This is a genomic window from Pseudomonas sp. TE21435 (genome assembly GCF_056279265.1).
Window position 1 is genome coordinate 4,152,005 of the sequence record NZ_JBWBQZ010000001.1, and the last position, 20,472, is coordinate 4,172,476.

Genomic DNA, 20,472 nt, shown 5'->3' on the forward strand with positions numbered 1-20,472 from the left:
TCAGCTAACGTTGGTTTCCCTTCGTTGCTTCGCGCTTGAGCGGCAATGTTTTGACAATAAACGTGAAAGTTTCACGCGGTGCTCCGTGTGAACTAAAAGGCATGCCTTTCACATGGCAATATCAGGGAGTAGACATGTTCATTGACCTCAGAAGCGATACTGTAACAAAGCCCACAGAGGGTATGCGCAAGGCAATCTACGAGGCCGAGGTCGGTGATGATTGCTTTGGTGAAGACCCCAGTGTCAGCGCGCTGGAACGATATTGTGCGGACTACTTCCAGAAGGAAGCCGCGCTGTTTACCACCGGTGGCACGTTGAGCAATCAATTGGCGATCAAGGCCATGACGCGGCCGGGCGACGAGATCTTCCTGGATGCGTCCTATCACATTAACTTCTATGAATCCGCTTCGACTTCGGCCTTCTCTGGGGTGAACTTTTCCCTGACCCAGCATGACGATGGCTTGTTCGATGTAGCGGACCTGGAGCGACTCCATGCCTCCAAATGCCGTTGGAGCCAGAACTATGCGACGCCTCGTGTCGTTGTGGTGGAAAACACCCTGGGTTGCAAAGGCGGCGGCATCTTTCCGCTCGAGCAGATGAACCAGGTGTTTGCCTATGCCCAGCGTATCGGCGCGTACCGCTACCTGGATGGCGCGCGCATCCTGCATGCGTCAATTGCTACCGGTATCGATGTGACGTCGTACACCGACAATGCCGACCTGCTGTCCATGTGCCTTTCCAAAGGCCTCGGTGCTCCAGTCGGATCGATCATGATGGGGTCGCGTGAGCTTATCCAGCAAGCCAAGAAGTACCGCAAGTGGTTCGGCGGCGACCAACACCAGAGTGGAATGATGGCTGCGGCAGGCCTTTATGCCATGCGCAACAACATCGAGCGCCTGGCCGAGGACCACGAGCACGCGGCGCTGTTGCATGCCCAGTTCGCCGAAGTTGAAGAAGCGCGCTCGGGTTACAAAGGGACCAACATGGTCACCCTCGACATTTCCCGCCTTGGGGTCACGCCGATGCGGTTTGCCGAGCTGCTCAAGGATCGTGGCGTGGGGGCACTCCCCTACAACGACAAGGAAATACGCCTGGTTCCCCACATCAATATCGATCGGGCACAGATCATCAAGGCAGCAGAGCTGATCAAGACCCAGGTAGGTGAACTCGCCCATGCCAAGGAGGCCGTGAAATGATCTACAAGAAGAACGTGGTGCTGGTGGTGGATGCCTATTCCATCGGCAGCCTGATCGCCCCGGCATTCATTTCACGCGGCTACGAGTGCATTCATGTGCGTTCGACCGACAACGTCAACGCGTTCTACGAGTCGTGGTTCCGGGCAACGGACTTCATCGCCGATCTGCATTACCAGACCGACGCCACGCTCGATGAAGCGCTGAGCCAGTACAAGGTGCAGTTCGTCCTCGCAGGGTGCGAGTTCGGCGTCGAGCTGGCGGCTCATCTGGCGGCGCATTTCAATGTCGCGCGGCACAACGATCCCGCGCACGCGATCCGCTGGAGAAACAAGTATGAAATGCACGAAGCCCTCAAGGGGGCGGGGGTGCGTTCCATCAAGCATTTCCGTTCGGCGGAGTTGGCCGAGATCCAGGCATGGATCGAACAGCAGGATCTCTTCCCCGTTGTATTGAAACCCATCAACAGTGCGGGTTCCGACAACATCCACATCTGTACCGATTCTGCCGAGGTGGCTCACGCCTTCGCGACCATCAAGTCCAGTCGCAACATTTTCCTGGCGCAAAACGAACAGGTTTTGGTGCAGCAGTATCTGGACAACTCCGATTTTTTCTCCGAACTGAAGTCGGACAAGGGTAGGGACGTCGATATCGAATACTGCGTCAACACGGTCAGCGTGGACGGCCAGCATTTCGTCAGTGAGATCATTCGCGTGTACCGCACCCGCATCGGTGCCGCGCCCGTGCATGACTACAACCAACTGATGTGCCCGGTCGACAATCAGGACGTGTACCGCCGGTTGTCCGAGTATGTCTTCTCGGTACTGGATGCCTTGGGTATCCAGCAAGGGGTCGGGCACAGCGAACTGATGATCGTCAACGACGAGCCGGTTTTGCTCGAGACTGCCGCCCGGATGCCAGGGGGGATCGACCTGTCGGCCTATACCCGGGCCCTGGGGCACAACCAGCTCAATCTCTGGGTGGAGTCGCTGATCAATCCACAAGGCTTCCTGGAGTACCGGGCCCAACCCAGGAAGAAACTGTACTTCCACTCCAGCTGTGTCTTCCTCATTGCCCGTGCCAGCGGAACCATCAGGCAGCGCCCAGATATTTCGGTGTGGAAGCACATCCCTGGGTTGCACAGCATCAAGATCCAGCATGAGGGCGTGCTCAGCGAGACGAATTCGCTGGAGAACTCTCCAGGGCATGTATTCATCCTGGACAAGGACCGTTCTTCGATTCAGGACAGCATCCAGCTGTTGCGAGAGGCCGAACCGGCCATCTATCAGGGCATGCTGGCATGAAGCAGGGCGCTGCCGAGCTGACGCTGGCCGAGGGCAGGCTGTACACCCCGCCTGTGATGCTGCTGCTGTCGGCCACTTTCATCCTCACCCTGGCGCGGGCAATGACCCTGCCTTATCTGGTGGTCTATTGCGCGGAGCGCTTCGGCCTGGGGGTGGCTGATGTCGGGTTGGCGCTGGGGGGGGCGTTGATGGCGAGCTCCCTTCTCAGCCTGTACGGTGGTTTCCTGGTCGACCGGTTTTCCAGTTATCGGATTCTCCTGGTGGCCGGAAGTCTGTTCGCCCTGGCGTTTGGCGCTGCCTTTCATACCGCCATGCTCGGCGTGTTCTTCCTGGCGATCGTGGTGGTGAACCTCGCCTATGCAGTCATCGATATCGCTGTCAAAGCCTGCATCGGCACACTGGTGGTCGCGCAGCGAAGAGGCGCGGTGTTCTCGGTCAAGTACACACTCACCAATATCGGCTTTGCCGCCGGGCCATTCCTTGGGGTCATGCTTGCCAAGGTAAGCCCTGGGATACCTTTCGCGGCTGCCGGACTGGTGGGAGCGGTGTTCGTGCTGGCGTATGCCTTGCTGGGCGAAAAGTTATCCACACCCGTTGCCAGCGCCCCGGCCGAGCAGGGGTTCTTCAAGGTGCTCGGGTATCTCTTCAAAGACTATCGCCTGGTGTGCTTCACCCTGGGTGGCCTGCTCAGCGTGATCGTGTTCGGCCAGTTCTCCGCCTACCTGTCCCAATACCTGCTGGTCACCAGCAGCCCGGAGCACACCTATCAGGTCATCAACTACCTGGTCACCACCAATGCCTGCGTGGTCATTGGCTTGCAGTACCTGGTGGGCTCGCGGATCAACCAGGGCAATCTTTTTCGCATGCTATGCCTGGGAATGCTGTTTTTCCTGGTGGGATTGGTCGGCTTCAGCGTCGCCGAGCAAGTGCCGGTTTGGGTGATCGCGATGATCGTGTTCACGGTTGGCGAAATCATCATCATCCCCACCGAATACCTGTTCATCGACTACATCGCTCCTGCGCATCTGCGCGGCATCTACTACGGCGCGCAAAACCTGTCGAACCTGGGGGCTGCGCTGGGGCCGGTGCTCTGCGGGCTGGCGCTTTCGCTGTACCAGCCACAGGTCATGTTCTATGTGCTGTGCCTGTGTGTGGTACTGGCGACGGGTTTCTACTACATGGGTTGCAAGGCCAAGGAGGGTGCGCATGATTCACTTTAATACCGCCGGCGCGGGGCTATTGTCGGCGCACGCGTTGGAGGCAATGCAGGGGTTTCTGCAACGCGAACGGGATCAAGGTGGTTACGAGGCCGAGCTGGCCTGCGCGCAAGTGTTGGACAATGAGCTCTACCACAACATCGCCCGCCTCATCGGGGCGCAGCCCGGCGACATCGCGCTGTTCGACAGCGCGACGAAGGCCTGGGTGACGGCGCTCGACGCACTGGATTGGCACGTCGGTGACCGTGTCCTGGTAACGCCCTACGAGTATGCGGGCAATCTCATCGCTCTCGAGCACTTGCGCCAGCGCCATGGGGTGGCGGTCGATGTCATCCCCTTGCTGGAAAACGGCGACCTCGATCTGGCCTGGCTGGCCGAGCATCTGCGCGATGACGTCAAGCTCGTCTCGATCGTCCACGTGCCGTCTTGCTGCGGCATCGTCAATGATGTGGAGGCGGTCGGGAGGCTGCTGCGGGGCCACCCTTGCGTCTTTTTCGTCGATGCCTGCCAGTCGCTGGGGATGTTGCCGATCGATGTCCAGGCCATCGGCTGCGATGTGCTGACAGCTGCCGGGCGCAAGTTTCTCTGTGGCCCCAGAGGCACCGGATTCGCTTACTTGTCCGAGGCGTTTCGGGCCGTTGCAAAGCCGAGGTTCACCGATCTGCATCGGGCGACCTTCAGCGTTGCCAATGGTGTAAGCCTGGATCAGCGCGATGCGCGCTGCTTCGAGTATGCAGAACGCAACAGCGCCGCGTTTATCGGGTTGAACATCGCTGTGCTGGAGCGGCTGGCGGGGGGCTATGTCGATGATTGCGCGGCTTACCGGTTCCTGGTGCAGGCGCTCGAGGGCAATGCGCAGCTGCGCCTGATCGCTCCTGGGGCGCGTCAGCGAGGGATCGTGTCGTTTTTCCATGCAGGGGTTCCTGCACCTGAGGTGGTCAGCAGGCTTCGCTTCAATGGCATCAACTGTTGGGCAGGTTATGCCGCTCACACGCCGTACTTCATGAGTGACCGTGGGAGCCCGCGTTTTGTGCGTGTTTCGCTGGGATCCGCCAGCACCGTTTCACAGGCCGAACAGTTCGTGCACTTGCTGCGAAACATTCACCAGTAACGACTGTGGCGTGAGTGACACCGCCCTCGATGGCTGTCACCTGCAACTGGGCCCTATCTGCGCCTCGGCATCGGCTGGCGCCAGGAGCAAGGGCCTTCCATCGCCTCGACTTAACGAACAGGGACTTTCGATGAACGATGTGAACCGATTCAAACCGTCCGCTGAAATCAAGGAGCGCTTGCGTCCTTTATACGAGAAGGACAACTGGCACTGGGCGCTTGGCTTTTCTCTGGATGTGGCCGTCATCGCGCTCGCGGTGTACCTGAGCCTGCAAAGCCCGTATTTCTATCCGCTGACCGTACTGATGATCGGCTCACGTCAGCGCGCGCTCGCTTCGTTGTTGCACGAAGCGGCGCACATGACCTTGATGAGCCACAAAGTGCTCTGCCGGCTGATCGGCGAATACTTGCTTGCCTACCCGATCTTCCAGAACTACGAAGCGTATCGCCGCTCCCACGTGCAACTGCATCATCATCACCTGGGGGACCAGCACGCCGATCCCGACCACAGGTACTACATCGACTCCGGTCTGTATGCCGCGAGTGATCGGCTCGACTTTCTCCTGCGCCACCTGCTCAAGAGCATCACGCTGACCAACACCTCGCATTATTTCGTCTACCTGGTGAAAAACCGCGCTGGTGATGTCGTGGCTAAGCCCATGCAGGGCCTCAAACTGCTGGCCGTGCACCTGGTGATCCTGGCCCTGTTCTGGTACTCGGTGGGGCCCTGGGGTTACCTGCTGTTCTGGCTTGTGCCGTACTTCACCGCGTTTCAGGTGATCGGCTGGCTTTCCGAGATATCCGAGCACTTCGGTATGTTCGGGGTATACAAGGATGAAGTGAAGTTGACCCGCAATCGCTTCCCCAGCCTCATCGAGCGCGTGTTCATTGGCATGCATGGCGACAACTATCACCTTACGCACCACCTTTTTGCCGGCGTGCCCTTCTGGAACCTCAAGAAGGCGCACCTGGTACTGATGGACGATCCCAGCTACGCAGAGGCGAACCGTGGTTGTGGCGGAATCTTCACCGCCAAAGGCGAAGCCAGATCCAGCCTTGCCCAGATCTTCGATGCCTATAGAAGCGGTAAGATCAGCGCGGTAATGACCGCCGAGTGACCCGGCAGGGCCGATACGTTCCAATCTGGAACGTATCGGCCACTTGCTTGATTCGCCTTTCATCGAGTGTGTGCCTGGCTGTGTGGTTGTCATGGCATAGGTCATCTTTTCCGGACGGAATCTGCCTTACCTTCACGATCCTGCCTAAACAAGGACGACGAGGTAAACGCTGATGCTGGAAAGGAAACTCGATATTCAGCCACTGTCGGGCGCCGACCTGACGATTCATCTAAACGGTACCCCGGTGGTTGCCGCACCCGGTGAAACCGTACTGAGCGTCTTGAATGCCGTCGGGCTGCGCCAGGTTGCGCGCAACGATCATGGCCAGCTCAGCGGTGCCTATTGCGGCATGGGGGTCTGCCACTGCTGTCTGGTGCAGATCGACGGCCGACCCAAGCGTCGGGCTTGTCAGACTGTGGTCAAGCCGGGGATGAGCATCGAGACTGAAGTCAACCGAGTGCAAGAGGAGGTTCGCCCATGAGCCTTCGTCCTGTGATCGTCGGTGGCGGCTCGGCCGGCATGGGGGCGGCCATCGAGCTGGCCGAACATGGCGTGGATTGCCTGCTGTTCGATGAGGCCTCGCGCCCCGGTGGCGTGGTCTATCGTGGCCCGTTGCGCGCTGGCGTCGACCTGGGCTACCTGGGCCCGCGCTACACCAAGGCCCTGACCCGCCTGCACGAAGATTTTGCCGCCTGCGCCGAGCGCATCGACCTGCGCCTGAACCATCGCGTGGTGGGCGGTGACGACCAGCGGCTGATGGTGCTCGATAGCGATGAGCGCCTGCACGAGATCGACTATTCCCACCTGCTGCTGGCCGCCGGTTGCCATGAGCGCAACGTGCCGTTCCCCGGCTGGACCTTGCCGGGCGTGATCCTGCTCGGTGGCTTGCAATTGCAGATCAAGAGCGGTGTGGTCAAGCCGCTGGGCAGCACCCTGATTGCCGGTACTGGGCCCTTGCTGCCGCTGGTCGCGTGCCAGCTGCACGCTGCCGGTGCCAAGGTGGCGGGCGTGTACGAGGCCTGCTCGTTCAACCGCATCGCCAAGGAAAGCCTGGCGTTGATGAACAAGCCGCAGCTGTTCCTCGACGGCTTGAGCATGCTCGCCTACATGAAGCTCAACGGCATCCCCATGCATTACGGCTGGGGCGTGGTGGGCGCCACGGGGGAGGGCGAGCTGCAGGAAGTCGAGGTCGCACCCTATACCCAGGACTGGCAACCGGACATGAGCCGTGTCCAGCGCGAGCAGGTGCGCACCCTGGCTGTGGGCTATGGCTTCATCCCACGTACCCAGCTCAGCCAGCAACTGGGCCTGGCCCATGGCTTCAGCGAGGACGGCTACCTGCGCGCCGAATGCAACGTGTGGCAGCAAAGCAGCCAGCCGAACATTCACCTGGCGGGCGACATGGCCGGGATCCGCGGCGGCGAGGCGGCCATGTTGACCGGGCGCATCGCCGCGGTTTCGATGCTCCAGCAGATGGGCAAGCTCGACGCCGAGCAGGCGATCGAGTGCCGTGAGCGCTACCTGGGCAAGCTGGCGGCGATCAAGCGCTTCCGTTCCGGGGTGGAGCGCTACACCGCCCGCGGCGCAGCGCAAGTCGAACTGCCCCAGGCCGATACGGTGATCTGCCGTTGCGAACACGTGACTCGCGAGCAGATCGATCTGGCCCTGGAGCAGGGCGTGCAAGACATGGCCAGCCTGAAGATGCGCACACGAGTGAGCATGGGCGACTGCCAGGGGCGCATGTGCGTCGGTTACTGCAGCGACCGCCTGCGCAGCGCCACCGGACGCAAGGACGTGGGTTGGTTGCGCCCGCGCTTCCCGGTGGACCCGATCCCGTTTTCCGCATTCGAACAACTCGGCACGGAGGCCTGAGCATGAACAAGCACTACGACATCATCATCGCTGGTGGCGGGGTGATCGGCGCGTCCTGCGCCTACCAGCTGTCCAAGCGCAAGAACCTGAAGATCGCCTTGATCGACTGCAAGCGCCCGGGCAACGCTACCCGCGCTTCGGCCGGCGGCCTGTGGGCCATCGGCGAATCAGTGGGGCTGGGTTGCGGGGTGATCTTCTTTCGCATGATGTCCTCGCGCAGCAAGCGCGAGGCCAACGGCGCGGCGGTGGTGGTCGATTCGAGCACGCCGCACATCCTGCCGGAATGCTTCTTCGACTTCGCCTTGCAGTCCAACGCTATTTATCCACAGCTGCACCAGGAGCTGATCGGACGCCACGGCATGGACTTCAAGTTCGAGCGCACCGGGCTCAAGTACATCATCCAGGATGAAGAAGACCAGCTGTACGCCGAACATATCGTCAAGCAGATCCCGCACCTGGCCGACCAGGTTCGCTGGCTCGACCGCGACGCGCTGCGCGCTTCGGAGCCGGCGGTAACGCTCAAGGCCAATGGCGCGCTGGAGTTTCTCTGCGATCACCAGGTCAGCCCGTTCCGCCTGGGTGATGCGTTCATGGAGGCGGCGCGGCAGAACGGCGTCGACCTGTACCCGAACGTGAACATCACCGGCGTGCTGCATGAAGGCACCCGGATCAAGGGCGTGCGCACCGCCGAGGCTGGCGAGTTCCATTGCGGCACATTGATCAATGCCGCTGGCGCCTGGGCGGCGGAATTGAGCGAGTGGGCGACTGGGGAGAGTATTCCGGTCAAACCGGTGAAAGGCCAGATCGTACTGACCGAGCGTCTACCCAAGCTGCTCGATGGCTGCATCACCACCAGCGATTGCTACATGGCGCAGAAGGACAACGGCGAGATCCTGATCGGCAGTACCACCGAGGAGAAGGGCTTCGATGTCACCAATACCTTCCCGGAGATCAACGGGTTGGTGCAGGGAGCGATCCGCTGTGTGCCACAGCTGGCGCAGGTGAACCTCAAGCGCACCTGGGCTGGCTTGCGGCCTGGGTCACCGGACGAGCTGCCGATTCTCGGGCCTGTGGATAATGTCCAAGGGTATTTCAACGCCTGTGGACATTTCCGTACCGGGATTCTGACGTCGGCGATTACTGGCGTGTTGCTGGACAAGGTTGTCCACAATGAGCCGCTGCCGTTGGACATCACACCGTTCCTGGCTTCGCGGTTCCGCGCAGGTGTGGATAAACAGTTGGCGCACGGTTGACGGGTGCAGGGGCCGCAAAGCGGCCCCCAGAAGTCAGATCTGCATCGCCATCCCTTCCACATTCATCGCCGCCTGGCGCAGGGCCTCGGAGCGGGTCGGGTGCGGGTGGCAGGTGAGGGCGATGTCCTCGGCCGAGGCCGAGAACTCCATAGCCACGCAGAACTCGCCGATCATCTCGCTCACGCTTGGGCCGACCAGGTGTACGCCCAGCACCTCATCGGTCTCGGCATCGGCGATGACTTTGGCGAAGCCCTCGGTCTCATGGTTGATCTTGGCGCGGCTGTTGGCGGTGAAGGGGAACTTGCCGACCTTGTAGGCCCGCCCTTCGGCTTTGAGCTGCTCTTCGGTCTTGCCGACGCTGGCCAGTTCCGGGCGGGTGTAGATGACACCTGGGATGAGGTTGTAGTTGACCTCATGGGCCTTGCCAGCGATGCGCTCGATGCACGACACCGCTTCGTCCTCGGCCTTGTGTGCCAGCATCGGTCCGGAGGTGACGTCGCCGATCACCCAGATGCCAGGCACCGCGCTGCGGTGATGGTCGTTGGCGAGCATGCCGCGCTTGTCGGTTTCCAGCCCGGCGCTTTCCAGATTCAGGCCTTGGGTATAAGGACGGCGGCCGATAGCTACCAGCACGTAGTCGGCCTGCAGGGTTTCGGCGGTACCACCGGCAGCGGGTTCCAGGGTCAGTGTGACGCCGTCGGCCGCGGCAGTGGCCTGGGTCACCTTGCTGCCCAACTTGAAGGCCATGCCTTGCTTGGCCAAGGCTTTCTGCAGGGTCTTGGCGGTTTCTTCGTCGGTGCCAGGGCAGATGCGGTCCAGGTATTCGATCACCGTCACTTCGGCACCCAGGCGACGCCATACCGAACCCAGCTCCAGGCCGATCACCCCGGCGCCGATGACGATCAGGTGCTTGGGCACCTGGGGCAGCGACAGGGCGCCGGTGGAGTCGATGATGCGCTGGTTGTCGATGGTCACGCCAGGCAGCGGCGTGGGTTCCGAGCCGGTGGCGATGACGATGTCCTTGGCCTGCAGGGTGGTTTCGCTGCCGTCCTCGGCCTTGACGATCACCTTGCCAACCCCGTCCAGGCGGCCCCAGCCCTTGATCCAGTCAACCTTGTTCTTGCGGAACAGGTATTCGATGCCCTTGGTCAGGCCCGTCACGCTTTCATCTTTCTGCTTCATCATCTGGCCCAGGTTGAGGGTCGGCTTGACCTCGATCCCCAGATGGGCGAACTCATCGCCACTGGCTGCCTCATACAACTCGGAAGCGTGCAGCAATGCCTTGGAAGGCATGCAACCGACGTTCAGGCAGGTGCCGCCCAAGGTCGAGCGACCCTCGACACAGGCCACGCTCAGGCCCAGCTGGCCCGCGCGGATCGCTGCGTTGTAGCCGCCGGGGCCGCCGCCGATGATCACCACGTCATAGGATTTCATGGGTTTCGTTACTCCGAGAGTGTGAGGAAGCGAAGAGGGCACAAGGTTAATCTGAGCGGGCAGGATTGTATACAATCTGCTGAATAGGCTGCGCCAGATAGTTCTAGACTATGGTCGTGATTACCGGAAACTTCGTACGAATGAACTACCCTGATGCGGTGACGTCCGACACATTAAGGCGTGGCGTCCCGTATCAACGAAAGGGAGGGTCATGAATGCTTGCGCAACTTCCACCTGCGTTGCAGAGCTTGCACTTACCTTTGCGCGTCAAGCTGTGGGACGGCAACCAGTTCGATCTGGGGCCGAGCCCGCAAGTCACCATCGTGGTCAAGGAACCCCAGCTCATTACCCAGCTCACCCATCCCAACCTCAATGAGCTGGGATCGGCCTTCGTCGAGGGCAAGCTGGAGCTGGAAGGCGATATAGGCGAAGTCATCCGGGTTTGCGACGAACTCAGCGATGCCTTGCTTCAGGATGAAGATGAGGCCGTGCCGGCACGCACTGCTCATGACAAGGCCACCGATGCCGAAGCGATTTCCTATCACTACGACCTGTCCAACGAGTTCTACCAATTGTGGCTCGATCCGGACATGGTCTATTCCTGTGCCTATTTCAAGGAGCCGGACAATGCCCTGGCCCCGGCTCAGCAGGACAAGTTCGACCACTTGTGCCGCAAGCTGCGCCTGCAGGCTGGCGATTACCTGCTGGATGTCGGTTGTGGCTGGGGCGGGCTGGCGCGATTCGCCGCTCGCGAGTACGGCGCCAAGGTGTTCGGCATCACCCTGAGCAAGGAGCAGCTGAAGCTGGGCCGCCAGCGGGTGAAGGAGGAGGGCCTGGCTGACAAGGTCGACCTGCAGATCCTCGACTACCGCGACCTGCCCCAGGATGGCCGCTTCGACAAGGTGGTCAGCGTCGGCATGTTCGAGCATGTCGGCCACGCCAATCTCGAGCTGTACTGCAAGCGGCTGTTCGGTGCGGTGCGCGAAGGTGGCCTGGTGATGAACCATGGCATCACGGCCAAGCATGTCGATGGCCGCCCCGTCGGTCGCGGCGCGGGCGACTTCATTGATCGTTATGTGTTCCCCCATGGCGAGCTGCCGCATATCTCGATGATCACTGCACGGATTTGCGAAGCGGGCCTGGAGGTGGTCGACATCGAGAGCCTGCGGCTGCACTACGCCAAGACCCTCAACCACTGGAGCGAGAACCTCGAGAACCAGCTGCATCGCGCCGCCGCGCTGGTGCCGGAGAAGACCTTGCGTATCTGGCGCCTGTACCTGGCCGGTTGTGCCTATGCCTTCACCAAGGGCTGGATCAACCTCCATCAGATTCTCGCGGTGAAGCCGTACGCCGACGGTCACCACGATCTGCCATGGACCCGTGAGGACCTGTATCGCTGACCTGTACAGCGGCGTGCTTGTCCGGCACGCCGCTGTGCGCTACAGGATCGGTGAAATCAGGCGTGCGATGCGCATCCCCAACTGCTGCAGACGATGGGTGTCGCGGCTGTCTTCAGCGGTGATCTCCCTGGCCTGCTCGAAATCATTCACCAGCATGTGCTCGACCTGATCGGCAAAGGCGCGATCCACCGTGAGCAAGGTGATCTCGAAATTCAGCCGGAACGACCGGTTGTCGAGGTTGGCGCTACCGATGGCACTGACCTCATCGTCCACCAGCACCACCTTCTGGTGCAGGAAGCCCGGTTGATAGCGGAACATGCGCACCCCGGCGCGCACCGCTTCGAAGGCGAACAGGCTGGAGGCGGCGTAGACGATGCGGTGGTCGGGGCGTGAGGGAATCAGGATGCGCACATCGACGCCCCTCAGTACCGCCAGGCGCAGGGCGGCGAAGATGGCTTCGTCGGGAATGAAGTAGGGGCTGGTGATCCATACCCGGCTGCTTGCCGAGTGAATCGCCTCTAGGAAGAACAGCGCGCAGGTTTCCTGGGGGTCGGCCGGGCCGCTGGCCAGTGCCTGGCACAGCACGCCATCCTCGGGGTAGGCATCAGGCAGGATCAGCGGCGGGAGCTGGCGCGTGGCCCAGTACCAGTCCTCGGCGAAGGACTCCTGCAGGCAGGCCAGCACCGGGCCGCTGATCTGCACGTGGGTATCGCGCCAGGGCGAAAGTTTGGGGTGCGCTCCGAGGTATTCGTCGCCCACGTTGTGGCCGCCGAGAAAACCTTGCAGGCCATCGACCACCACGATCTTGCGATGGTTGCGAAAGTTGACCTGGAAACGGTTGAACCAGCCGCGCCGTGTGGCGAACGCTTCGATCTGCACGCCACCGTCACGCAGCACCTGGCTATAGCTGCCCGGCAGCGCGTGGCTGCCGACGCGGTCGTAGAGCACGAACACCCGTACACCTTCGGCGGCCTTGCGCAGCAATAGCTGCTGCAGCTCCTTGCCCAGGGCATCGTCGTGGATGATGAAGAACTGCACCAGCACGGTGTCCCGCGCCATGCGGATGGCGGAAAAGATCGCCTCGAACGTGGCCGCGCCATCAATCAGCAGTTTCACTTCGTTGTTGGCCAGGCATGGCATGCGCCCGAGCCTGGGCATGGCGCGCAGGGCGGCATAGCCGCCCGACTCCCGGGCGGTCAGTGCTTCCTCCACCCATGGGCGCCAGTTCAGGTTGGCCATGGCCACATGCATTTCCTGGTTGGCCTGTCGCCGCGCCTGGATATACGCATAGAAGGAGCGGGCGCCGAATACCAGGTAGGGGATGAGGGTGAGGTAGGGGATGAACAGCAGCGACATGGCCCAGGCAATCGCACCTTGGGCGGTGCGTACGGTGAACACCGCATGGAGCGCGGCGGCCAGGCCGAGCAGGTGAATCAGACCGAGCACGTAACCGAAAAAGTAGGGGCTGTGGTAATCCATACGCATCCTGCTTGCCGAGAGCACTGCTGCTAACAGACCACGTTCGAGGGGGCCACTGCAACCCGCAGGCGAATTCGGCGTCTAAAGGCTCAGTCCGGCCAGAGCCGGTATTTCGAGGAGCTTTCATCCATGAAGATTCGTCTGCCACTGCTCGCCCTGGTACTGGGGTTGGGCAGCCCGCTGGTTCACGCGCAGATGTTGCAACCCGGCTTGTGGGAGTTGACCACCAGCAACATGCAGGTCGATGGCAAGCCGTTGCCAGACATGGAGTTCATGCTCGGCCAGTTGAAGAACCTGCCGCCCGAGCAACGGGCGATGATGGAAGGTGCCCTGGCCAAGCAGGGCATCACCGTGGGCGGCAAGGGTGTGCGTTCGTGCCTGACACCCGAGCAGGTCAAGACCAACGACATTCCGCTGCAGGACCCGCAATCGGGCTGTACGCAGAAGATCACCGAGCGCAATGGCAATGTCTGGAAGTTCCAGTTCAGCTGCCCGAAAGCCCAGGGCAACGGCCAAGCCACCTTCCTCAGCGACCGTGAGTTTGTTACCAAGGTCAACGGCACATTCAATGCGTCCAGCGTTCAGCAACAGGGCAGCATGGATACCCGGGCGGTCTGGCTGGGTAACGACTGTGGAACAGTGAAGCCACGCAGTTGAAGTAGCGCTTACCACCGATGTTGAGTAACCGCGACCGCGTCGTGGGCATGCAGGCTCTCTGCGTGTTCCACGCGCACGCTGAACCCCGCCACCTCCTCTATCTGCGCCAATGCCAGGTGCAGGCGCCGGGCAGCATCTTCGCAGAACATCAGGTTCTGACCATTGGCCAGGGCAAATGCCTGTTCGTCTGCGCGCTTCACGGCGGTCTGCACTGCAGTGCCCAGCGCAGCTTCCGCCGCGTCGATCAGCCCTGTCAGGTTCAGCGCTTCCCCTGCAAGGCGTACCTGAAGCCTGGCCAGGCTCCGTTGGCTATGGGGCGTCGCGACGATCCCGTCACTGCTGCCCAGCCATTGGCGAATGCCGCGCCTATCCAATGGCCGATGGGCAAAGTCCCTGTCGAACTGCGCCTGGATCAGCTGCCTTGCAAGTGCTGCCGAGCATGGGCACGTCGACGAGTAGGGCACATTCACTGATAGTTCCACGTGGAACATTTCATATTCCAGCTTGGCATCCACGGTCACCGGGTAGCGCTTCCAGCCAGCCAACGGGCTGATCAATGCCGGCCGCTTGAGCAAATGATCAAACGTCAGCCGTAGATAAGCGTTGTTGGACAGGCCGGTGTGGCTTAGCAGAAAGGCCCGCAGTATCTGGCGTAGTAGTGGAGTTGACAGGGCTTGCTGCTCCAGCGCTTCCAATGCCAGGTACAGTCGGGACATGTGGATGCCGCGTGAGGCACCATCGTCGAGGCTCACTCCGGCATCGGCGAAAGCGGTGACGGTGCGCCCGTCGAGTTGCAGCGCGACGGCGATGCCACTCATGCCCACCCAGTCCAGCGGCAGTGCCTGTTGGTTGCTCTGGGCGGCGACATCGGGAAGGGAGAGGCTGGTCATGGAAGAAATCCTGAACGGTTGATAGTCACCGGCAACCGCCGATGAGGCTGCAATGCAGGTTGAAGCGTTGGCCGCTGGAGCTGGAAACACGATTCTGCGTGGTCCACCCAATACGCCGGCTGTAACCCACCCAAGCCTCGCCGTCGCTGGCCAGGCCGGTGAAAAACGTCAATGCGCCATGGCGGCTGTTGGTCTGTGCCCACAGCCGCTTGCTCGCAACTTCATACCCACGCAGGTAAAAGGTGCTGCCTTCGGTTCGCACGCTGTAGTAGTTGCCCTTGCTGTCCTGGCAGGCCAGCAGGGTTGCGCTGCGGGTGCACCGTGCAAGGTCGGTGGTGGGCATGGCAAAGAGCTGCTCTGGATGGACGAGCAGCAGCAGGGCGATGACGCCAGGTAGTTTCATGACGCTCTCCAGACAACCGTTCGGCGATACGGCTTGGCGAAATTGTATTGTTATAATATAACATTATGCAATGCATCGTTTCGAATGCGCCTGCCCGATGAGGTTCGTCATGCCCAACCGTCTTCCTGTCACCGTGCTGTCCGGCTTCCTGGGTGCCGGCAAGAGCACGTTGCTCAACCATGTCCTGCGCAACCGTGACAACTTGCGCGTGGCCGTGATCGTCAACGACATGAGTGAAATCAACATCGATGCCAGTGAGGTGCAACGCAATGTCAGCCTCAACCGCGCTGAGGAAAAGCTGGTTGAGATGAGCAACGGCTGCATCTGCTGCACACTGCGTGAAGACCTGCTGGAGGAGGTGGCCCGGTTGGCGGGCGAGGGTCGCTTCGACTACCTGCTGATCGAGTCCACGGGTATTTCCGAGCCGCTGCCGGTCGCCGAGACGTTCACCTTTCGCGATGAGCAGGGCCGCAGTCTCTCCGACATGGCGCGCCTCGACACCATGGTCACTGTTGTCGATGGGCTGAACTTCCTTAGCGATTATCAGGCAGCCGACAGCTTGGCCAGTCGGGGCGAGACCTTGGGCGAAGGTGACGAACGCTCGATCAGTGACTTGCTGATCGAGCAGGTCGAATTCGCTGACGTGTTGCTGCTGAGCAAGATCGACCTGATCAGCCAGCATGAGCGCGAAGAATTGACCGCCATCCTGCGCAGCCTCAATGCGCGGGCGCAGATCGTGCCAATGGTGATGGGCCAGGTGCCGCTGGCGCGCATCCTCGATACCGGCCTGTTCGATTTCGACCAGGCCGCGCAGGCGCCGGGCTGGCTGCAGGAGCTGCGCGGCGAACATGTGCCGGAAACCGAGGAGTATGGTATCGCCGCGACCACCTGGCAGGCGCGCCGGCCATTCCATCCGCAGCGTTTCTTCGACTTTATCCACAAGCCCTGGAGCAACGGCCGCTTGCTGCGCTCCAAAGGGTTCTTCTGGCTGGCCAGCAAGTTCCAGGAGGCCGGTAGCTGGTCGCAGGCTGGCGGCATGATGCGCCATGGCCTGGCAGGTCGCTGGTGGCGTTTCGTGCCGCGCGAGCAATGGCCGCAGGATGAAGAGAATACTGCGGCGATCCTCAAGCAGTGGTCCGCGCAAGCGGGTGACTGCCGCCAGGAACTGGTGTTCATCGGGCAGAACATCGACTTTGCTCGGTTATCCACAGAGCTGGAAGCCTGCCTGCTCGATGACGAGGAGATGGAGTTGGGACCGATGGGCTGGCTGCGCCTGCCGGACCCGTTTGGTGAGTGGCATGAGGACGCCGCGGCATGACTGTGGATATCCGCCAGGTTTTCGCTGAGTCACCCCAGGTGATGACGGAGATTCTCCAGGATGGGGTCAACCTCGCGGTCTGGCAGCGCCGCCTGCCGGCCCAGGTCGAAGACTTCGCCAACCTGGTGCTGAGCCTGGGCCAGCCATTGGCCGATGAGCGCGTGATCGAGGTGGATGAACGCCTGCCGCCAGCGTTGCCCGGGCTGCTCAGAGAAACCGTCGATCTGCATGGCTACGATGGTTTCGTCGCCGATGTGGCCTGGCTGGTGGCGGCCTATACCTGCCTGCTGGGCGCTCGACGCCTGGGGGTGCGGCTGCGGGTGCTTGAGGGGGCGATGTGCCCGCGCATGCATGTGGACCATGTGCCATTGCGCCTGCTCAGTACCTACGCTGGCGCAGGTAGCGAATGGCTGCCAGAGGGTGCCATCGACCGTGCCCGGTTGCAGCTGGCGCCACCGCCTGTGGATAACGTGCGGCGATTGGTGGCGGGAGAGGTAGCCCTGCTCAAGGGCGAAAAGTGGCTTGGTAACGAGGGCGCGGGCTTGATCCACCGGTCCCCGCAGACCCCCGCCGGGGAACGTCGCTTGCTGTTGAGCCTGGACTGGTTGGCATGAATTGCCGGACGCCCCGGTATAGACTGCCATCAAGCCCTTGCGATACCGAGCCATGTTGCAGAACATCCCCACCCATGTGATCGCCGGCCCGCTAGGTGCCGGCAAGACCAGCCTGATCCGTCACTTGCTGGACCAACGACCGATTGGTGAGCGTTGGGCCGTGCTGGTCAACGAATTTGGCCAGATCGGCCTGGATGCCGCCTTGCTCAGCCGTGATGAGGCGGGCATCGCCATCGGAGAGGTGGCGGGAGGCTGCCTGTGCTGCGTCAATGGCGCACCGTTCCAGGTGGGGCTCGGCCGCCTGCTGCGCAAGGCGCGCCCGGATCGCCTGTTCATCGAGCCGTCCGGCCTCGGTCACCCCCTCGAATTGCTGGAGCAGCTGGGGCGGGCGCCTTGGACCGGTGTACTGTCGGTCCAGCCACTGTTGATGGTGCTGGATGCCGCCGCCCTTTCCCGGGGCGCTGACTTGCCCGAGGCACAGAGCATGGCATTGGCGAAGGCGGGGTTGCTGCTGTTCAACAAGGCGAGTGCCGTGGATGCTGCCACCCGCCTGTTGATAACTGCATCATTGCCTGAAGTCCCGGCGTTGTGGACGGATCATGGCGCGCTAGCGCTCGCCGGTTTGCCTGTATCGTCCGCGGCGCCAGCGGGTTCACTCGACCTTTCCAGCCTGTCTGTGGATAACAGCCCCGTCCCACGGCCCTCCTTGTGGGTGGATCCGCGGCAACCGATCTGTCAGTCCCGGTTGGCGGAGGAGGGCTGGAGCGTAGGTTGGCGCTGGCATCCGGGGCAGGTCGTGGATGAAATGGCGCTATGTGGCGTTCTTGAGCAATGGCCATGGCGCCGGGCGAAGGGGGTTATCCACAGCGCGGCGGGGTGGCAGTCGTTCAATGGCCTGGAACGTGGGGCGCTGGAATGGCGCCCCAGCGAATGGCGCAGGGACTCGCGCATCGAGCTGATATTCGATCAGCCACAACCCTTGCAGATGCTCCAGGCGGCCATCGGCAAGTGTTACCTGGCGGAGTGATCAATTGCGCCAGCGGTTATGTTCCTGGCGCCACTGCTGCATTTCGATGACGTTGTCGGTACGTGGTGGGGTATTTATCTCGAACGGGTAGGGGGCGAGTTCGATCTGCATGGTGTGGGCACCGAACTGGGTGACGGTGCCGGGGTGGCGTTGTTCGCCGGTAACGGTGAACTCGAAGTTGTAGATGCGCGCCAGGCGCTTTCGGCCATTGGCGTCGCGCACGAAGGCGATGCGCTTGAGTGCCACGGCGTCGTCGAGCAGTTCCAGGTCGAGCTTGGCGCAATGCTGCTTGACCCGCGCCAGGGCCTTCTCGCGCAGCCCGTGGTTGTGCCACAGCCAGGCGCCTGCGGTCGCCACCAGCATCAGGACGAAAAGGTTTTCCAGGGTCAGCATTTGCGTAAGCTCCAGACAGGTCGATCCAGCTTAACTGCGTCTCTGGCCTGTCGTACAGATGGCAATCGGGTTCATACTGCGGGCCGCACATTTCTTCACACAGTTTCGGAATCGTCCTGCATGAAACGTACACCGCACCTGCTCGCCATTCAGTCCCACGTGGTCTTTGGACACGCCGGCAACAGCGCCGCGGTGTTTCCCATGCAGCGGGTCGGGGTCAACGTCTGGCCACTCAACACGGTGCAGTTCTCCAACCACACTCAGTATGGCCAGTGGGCGGGGGAAGTGCTTGCGCCAGCGCAAATTCCTGCGTTGGTGGAAGGCATTTCCAATATCGGCGAATTGGGCCACTGCGATGCGGTGCTGTCGGGTTACCTGGGCAGTGCCGAGCAGGGGCGGGCGATCCTGGCTGGCGTCGAGCGGATCAAGGCGGTCAATCCCAGGGCCTTGTACCTGTGCGATCCGGTCATGGGCCATGCCGAGAAAGGTTGCATCGTGCCGGCCGAGGTCAGTGAGTTCCTGCTCGAGCAGGCCGTGGCCAAGGCCGATATCCTGTGCCCCAACCAGCTCGAGCTGGACAGTTTCTGTGGCCGTCGCGCGCAGTCGCTGGAGGATTGCGTGGGCATGGCGCGCGGGTTGCTGGAGCGTGGGCCGCAGGTTGTGCTGGTCAAGCACCTGAATTATCCACAGCGCGCGGACGATGCCTTCGAGATGCTCCTGGTGACCCGTGAAGCCAGCTGGCACCTGCGTCGGCCGTTGCTGGCGTTCCCGCGTCAGCCGGTAGGGGTGGGCGACCTGACGTCAGGTTTGTTCCTGGCCCGGGTGCTGCTTGGCGACAACTGGCTGCACGCCTTCGAGTTCACCGCCGCCGCCGTGCATGAGGTGCTGCTGGAAACCCAGGCCTGCGCCAGCTACGAACTGCAACTGGTGCGGGCCCAGGATCGCATCGCCCATCCACGGGTGCGCTTCGAGGCGCAGCGCTTGATGTACTAGATCGCGTCGGTCTTGAGGTTCTGGTAGCGCTGCTCCAGCTCCTGGCGGATCTGGCGGCGCTGCTGGCCTTGCAGGAAGCGGCGCTTCTCCTCGCTGCTCTGCGGCTGGCGCGGTGGCACCTTCACCGGACGACGGTCGTCGTCCACCGCGACCATGGTGAAGAAGCAACTGTTGGAGTGGCGCACCGAGCGCTCGCGGATATTCTCGGTGACAACCTTGATGCCCACCTCCATCGAGGTGTTGCCGGTGTAGTTGACCGAGGCCAGGAAGGTCACCAGCTCGCCGACGTGCACCGGCTCGCGGAAGATCACCTGGTCCACCGACAGGGTCACCACATAGGTGCCGGCATAGCGGCTGGCGCAGGCATAGGCGACTTCGTCGAGGTACTTGAGCAGGGTGCCGCCGTGTACGTTGCCAGAGAAATTGGCCATGTCCGGTGTCATCAGGACGGTCATGGTCAGCTGGGCGTTTCCAGGTTCCATAGAGAGCTCACGGTGAATTTGCACGGTATCGGGGCGGGTATCTGCAGACACTTCTGTTTCCCCTCTTTGAGGTTTCCCATCCTGGTACGGGACGTCGGCTGACGCTCCATCGTCACGCCAATATTGCCATCGGCGGTGTCGAATCTGCCGATCTGTTTCTGCATATTGCATTGGCAATTTGCGGCAAGGCGCGATGTTAACCTGACGACGCCCATGCAACGTGGGCTTTTGCGTCAATCACAACAGTATGTGCCCGCTCCGCGCCCAGGGTCTTACCGGTAGAGGAGCGGTTAGCCCCAGCATCGAAAACAAGGA

General features: G+C 61.7%; 20 protein-coding genes. 14 read left to right on the top strand and 6 right to left on the bottom strand.

Features of this window, described 5'->3' with window-relative positions:
- The first annotated feature begins 134 nt into the window (after positions 1 to 134).
- From ACZ9C1_RS18835 to hcnC, 8 genes are all read left to right on the top strand, one after another.
- Positions 135 to 1,196 (top strand): threonine aldolase family protein, encoded by a 1,062-nt coding sequence (locus ACZ9C1_RS18835; RefSeq protein WP_102683395.1) that lies wholly within the window; start codon positions 135 to 137, stop codon positions 1,194 to 1,196.
- On the top strand, positions 1,193 to 2,497 hold the full coding sequence (locus ACZ9C1_RS18840; RefSeq protein WP_102683396.1) for an ATP-grasp domain-containing protein: 1,305 nt from the start codon (positions 1,193 to 1,195) through the stop codon (positions 2,495 to 2,497). Before ACZ9C1_RS18835 ends, ACZ9C1_RS18840 begins: the two co-directional genes overlap by 4 nt.
- The gene (locus tag ACZ9C1_RS18845; protein ID WP_476254266.1) at positions 2,494 to 3,717 is read left to right on the top strand and encodes an MFS transporter; all 1,224 of its coding nucleotides are present in this window, start codon (positions 2,494 to 2,496) and stop codon (positions 3,715 to 3,717) included. Before ACZ9C1_RS18840 ends, ACZ9C1_RS18845 begins: the two co-directional genes overlap by 4 nt.
- The gene (locus ACZ9C1_RS18850) at positions 3,704 to 4,825 is read left to right on the top strand and encodes an aminotransferase class V-fold PLP-dependent enzyme (RefSeq protein WP_457377772.1); all 1,122 of its coding nucleotides are present in this window, start codon (positions 3,704 to 3,706) and stop codon (positions 4,823 to 4,825) included. Before ACZ9C1_RS18845 ends, ACZ9C1_RS18850 begins: the two co-directional genes overlap by 14 nt.
- Positions 4,826 to 4,955: 130 nt before the next feature.
- Positions 4,956 to 5,942, top strand: coding sequence for a guanitoxin biosynthesis L-arginine gamma (S) hydroxylase (gntB, locus tag ACZ9C1_RS18855; RefSeq protein WP_277502407.1), 987 nt, complete (start codon positions 4,956 to 4,958; stop codon positions 5,940 to 5,942).
- 172 nt (positions 5,943 to 6,114) lie between these two features.
- Positions 6,115 to 6,423 carry a cyanide-forming glycine dehydrogenase subunit HcnA gene (gene hcnA / locus ACZ9C1_RS18860; protein WP_102683399.1) on the top strand — a complete coding sequence of 103 codons (309 nt, stop codon included), beginning with the start codon at positions 6,115 to 6,117 and terminating at the stop codon, positions 6,421 to 6,423.
- Positions 6,420 to 7,814, top strand: a complete 1,395-nt coding sequence (gene hcnB / locus ACZ9C1_RS18865; protein ID WP_277502409.1) for a cyanide-forming glycine dehydrogenase subunit HcnB — start codon at positions 6,420 to 6,422, stop codon at positions 7,812 to 7,814. Before hcnA ends, hcnB begins: the two co-directional genes overlap by 4 nt.
- A gap of 2 nt (positions 7,815 to 7,816) precedes the next feature.
- A complete protein-coding gene (gene hcnC / locus ACZ9C1_RS18870) occupies positions 7,817 to 9,067 on the top strand; it encodes a cyanide-forming glycine dehydrogenase subunit HcnC (RefSeq protein ID WP_139674761.1) in 1,251 nt (416 codons plus the stop codon).
- Positions 9,068 to 9,100: 33 nt separating this feature from the next.
- Here the strand turns inward: hcnC and lpdA are convergent, their stop codons facing one another.
- Positions 9,101 to 10,501 (bottom strand): dihydrolipoyl dehydrogenase, encoded by a 1,401-nt coding sequence (lpdA, locus tag ACZ9C1_RS18875; RefSeq protein ID WP_139674764.1) that lies wholly within the window; start codon positions 10,499 to 10,501, stop codon positions 9,101 to 9,103.
- Positions 10,502 to 10,716: 215 nt separating this feature from the next.
- Here lpdA and cfaB point away from each other — a divergent pair, with 215 nt between their 5' ends.
- Positions 10,717 to 11,901, top strand: coding sequence for a C17 cyclopropane fatty acid synthase CfaB (gene cfaB, locus ACZ9C1_RS18880; protein ID WP_102683403.1), 1,185 nt, complete (start codon positions 10,717 to 10,719; stop codon positions 11,899 to 11,901).
- A gap of 39 nt (positions 11,902 to 11,940) precedes the next feature.
- Here cfaB and cls read toward each other — a convergent pair whose 3' ends face one another.
- Complete coding sequence (gene cls, locus ACZ9C1_RS18885; RefSeq protein ID WP_476254267.1) at positions 11,941 to 13,380, bottom strand: cardiolipin synthase; 1,440 nt, start codon at positions 13,378 to 13,380, stop codon at positions 11,941 to 11,943.
- 129 nt (positions 13,381 to 13,509) lie between these two features.
- On the opposite strand from cls, the gene ACZ9C1_RS18890 reads away from it, so the two are divergent.
- Positions 13,510 to 14,037, top strand: a complete 528-nt coding sequence (locus ACZ9C1_RS18890) for a DUF3617 domain-containing protein (protein WP_476254268.1) — start codon at positions 13,510 to 13,512, stop codon at positions 14,035 to 14,037.
- An 8-nt stretch (positions 14,038 to 14,045) separates the two neighbouring features.
- On the opposite strand, the gene folE2 is transcribed toward ACZ9C1_RS18890, so the two are convergent.
- Positions 14,046 to 14,927, bottom strand: a complete 882-nt coding sequence (gene folE2, locus ACZ9C1_RS18895) for a GTP cyclohydrolase FolE2 (protein WP_476254269.1) — start codon at positions 14,925 to 14,927, stop codon at positions 14,046 to 14,048.
- Between the two features lie 25 nt (positions 14,928 to 14,952).
- Positions 14,953 to 15,330: a glutamine synthetase gene (locus tag ACZ9C1_RS18900; RefSeq protein WP_110696835.1), complete on the bottom strand. Its 378-nt coding sequence runs from the start codon at positions 15,328 to 15,330 to the stop codon at positions 14,953 to 14,955.
- Between the two features lie 109 nt (positions 15,331 to 15,439).
- Here ACZ9C1_RS18900 and zigA point away from each other — a divergent pair, with 109 nt between their 5' ends.
- The 3 genes from zigA to ACZ9C1_RS18915 are packed head-to-tail and all read left to right on the top strand — an operon-like array spanning position 15,440 to position 18,289.
- Entirely contained in the window at positions 15,440 to 16,648 is a 1,209-nt protein-coding gene (zigA, locus tag ACZ9C1_RS18905; RefSeq protein ID WP_476254270.1) for a zinc metallochaperone GTPase ZigA, read from the top strand.
- Positions 16,645 to 17,262, top strand: a complete 618-nt coding sequence (locus ACZ9C1_RS18910) for a DUF1826 domain-containing protein (RefSeq protein ID WP_476254271.1) — start codon at positions 16,645 to 16,647, stop codon at positions 17,260 to 17,262. The genes zigA and ACZ9C1_RS18910 overlap by 4 nt, the downstream gene beginning before the upstream one ends.
- Before the next feature lie 52 nt (positions 17,263 to 17,314).
- Positions 17,315 to 18,289, top strand: coding sequence for a CobW family GTP-binding protein (locus tag ACZ9C1_RS18915; protein ID WP_457377777.1), 975 nt, complete (start codon positions 17,315 to 17,317; stop codon positions 18,287 to 18,289).
- Here ACZ9C1_RS18915 and ACZ9C1_RS18920 read toward each other — a convergent pair whose 3' ends face one another.
- On the bottom strand, positions 18,290 to 18,682 hold the full coding sequence (locus tag ACZ9C1_RS18920) for a DUF3301 domain-containing protein (protein ID WP_102683410.1): 393 nt from the start codon (positions 18,680 to 18,682) through the stop codon (positions 18,290 to 18,292).
- A 120-nt stretch (positions 18,683 to 18,802) separates the two neighbouring features.
- Here ACZ9C1_RS18920 and pdxY point away from each other — a divergent pair, with 120 nt between their 5' ends.
- Positions 18,803 to 19,675, top strand: a complete 873-nt coding sequence (gene pdxY, locus ACZ9C1_RS18925; RefSeq protein WP_102683411.1) for a pyridoxal kinase PdxY — start codon at positions 18,803 to 18,805, stop codon at positions 19,673 to 19,675.
- Here the strand turns inward: pdxY and ACZ9C1_RS18930 are convergent.
- A complete protein-coding gene (locus tag ACZ9C1_RS18930) occupies positions 19,672 to 20,157 on the bottom strand; it encodes an acyl-CoA thioesterase (RefSeq protein WP_102683412.1) in 486 nt (161 codons plus the stop codon). The two genes, pdxY and ACZ9C1_RS18930, sit on opposite strands and share 4 nt — an antisense overlap.
- Between the last annotated feature and the right edge of the window lie 315 nt (positions 20,158 to 20,472).

Coding starts and splice junctions, on each gene's coding strand:
- folE2 (WP_476254269.1), bottom strand. CDS start 14,927: ATGACCAGCCTCTCCCTTCCCGATGTCGCCGCCCAGAGCAACCAACAG.
- ACZ9C1_RS18845 (WP_476254266.1), top strand. CDS start 2,494: ATGAAGCAGGGCGCTGCCGAGCTGACGCTGGCCGAGGGCAGGCTGTAC.
- hcnB (WP_277502409.1), top strand. CDS start 6,420: ATGAGCCTTCGTCCTGTGATCGTCGGTGGCGGCTCGGCCGGCATGGGG.
- ACZ9C1_RS18850 (WP_457377772.1), top strand. CDS start 3,704: ATGATTCACTTTAATACCGCCGGCGCGGGGCTATTGTCGGCGCACGCG.
- ACZ9C1_RS18900 (WP_110696835.1), bottom strand. CDS start 15,330: ATGAAACTACCTGGCGTCATCGCCCTGCTGCTGCTCGTCCATCCAGAG.
- lpdA (WP_139674764.1), bottom strand. CDS start 10,501: ATGAAATCCTATGACGTGGTGATCATCGGCGGCGGCCCCGGCGGCTAC.
- ACZ9C1_RS18930 (WP_102683412.1), bottom strand. CDS start 20,157: ATGGAACCTGGAAACGCCCAGCTGACCATGACCGTCCTGATGACACCG.
- hcnC (WP_139674761.1), top strand. CDS start 7,817: ATGAACAAGCACTACGACATCATCATCGCTGGTGGCGGGGTGATCGGC.
- ACZ9C1_RS18920 (WP_102683410.1), bottom strand. CDS start 18,682: ATGCTGACCCTGGAAAACCTTTTCGTCCTGATGCTGGTGGCGACCGCA.
- ACZ9C1_RS18915 (WP_457377777.1), top strand. CDS start 17,315: ATGTTGCAGAACATCCCCACCCATGTGATCGCCGGCCCGCTAGGTGCC.
- ACZ9C1_RS18910 (WP_476254271.1), top strand. CDS start 16,645: ATGACTGTGGATATCCGCCAGGTTTTCGCTGAGTCACCCCAGGTGATG.
- cls (WP_476254267.1), bottom strand. CDS start 13,380: ATGGATTACCACAGCCCCTACTTTTTCGGTTACGTGCTCGGTCTGATT.
- gntB (WP_277502407.1), top strand. CDS start 4,956: ATGAACGATGTGAACCGATTCAAACCGTCCGCTGAAATCAAGGAGCGC.
- ACZ9C1_RS18840 (WP_102683396.1), top strand. CDS start 1,193: ATGATCTACAAGAAGAACGTGGTGCTGGTGGTGGATGCCTATTCCATC.
- pdxY (WP_102683411.1), top strand. CDS start 18,803: ATGAAACGTACACCGCACCTGCTCGCCATTCAGTCCCACGTGGTCTTT.
- hcnA (WP_102683399.1), top strand. CDS start 6,115: ATGCTGGAAAGGAAACTCGATATTCAGCCACTGTCGGGCGCCGACCTG.
- ACZ9C1_RS18835 (WP_102683395.1), top strand. CDS start 135: ATGTTCATTGACCTCAGAAGCGATACTGTAACAAAGCCCACAGAGGGT.
- zigA (WP_476254270.1), top strand. CDS start 15,440: ATGCCCAACCGTCTTCCTGTCACCGTGCTGTCCGGCTTCCTGGGTGCC.
- cfaB (WP_102683403.1), top strand. CDS start 10,717: ATGCTTGCGCAACTTCCACCTGCGTTGCAGAGCTTGCACTTACCTTTG.
- ACZ9C1_RS18890 (WP_476254268.1), top strand. CDS start 13,510: ATGAAGATTCGTCTGCCACTGCTCGCCCTGGTACTGGGGTTGGGCAGC.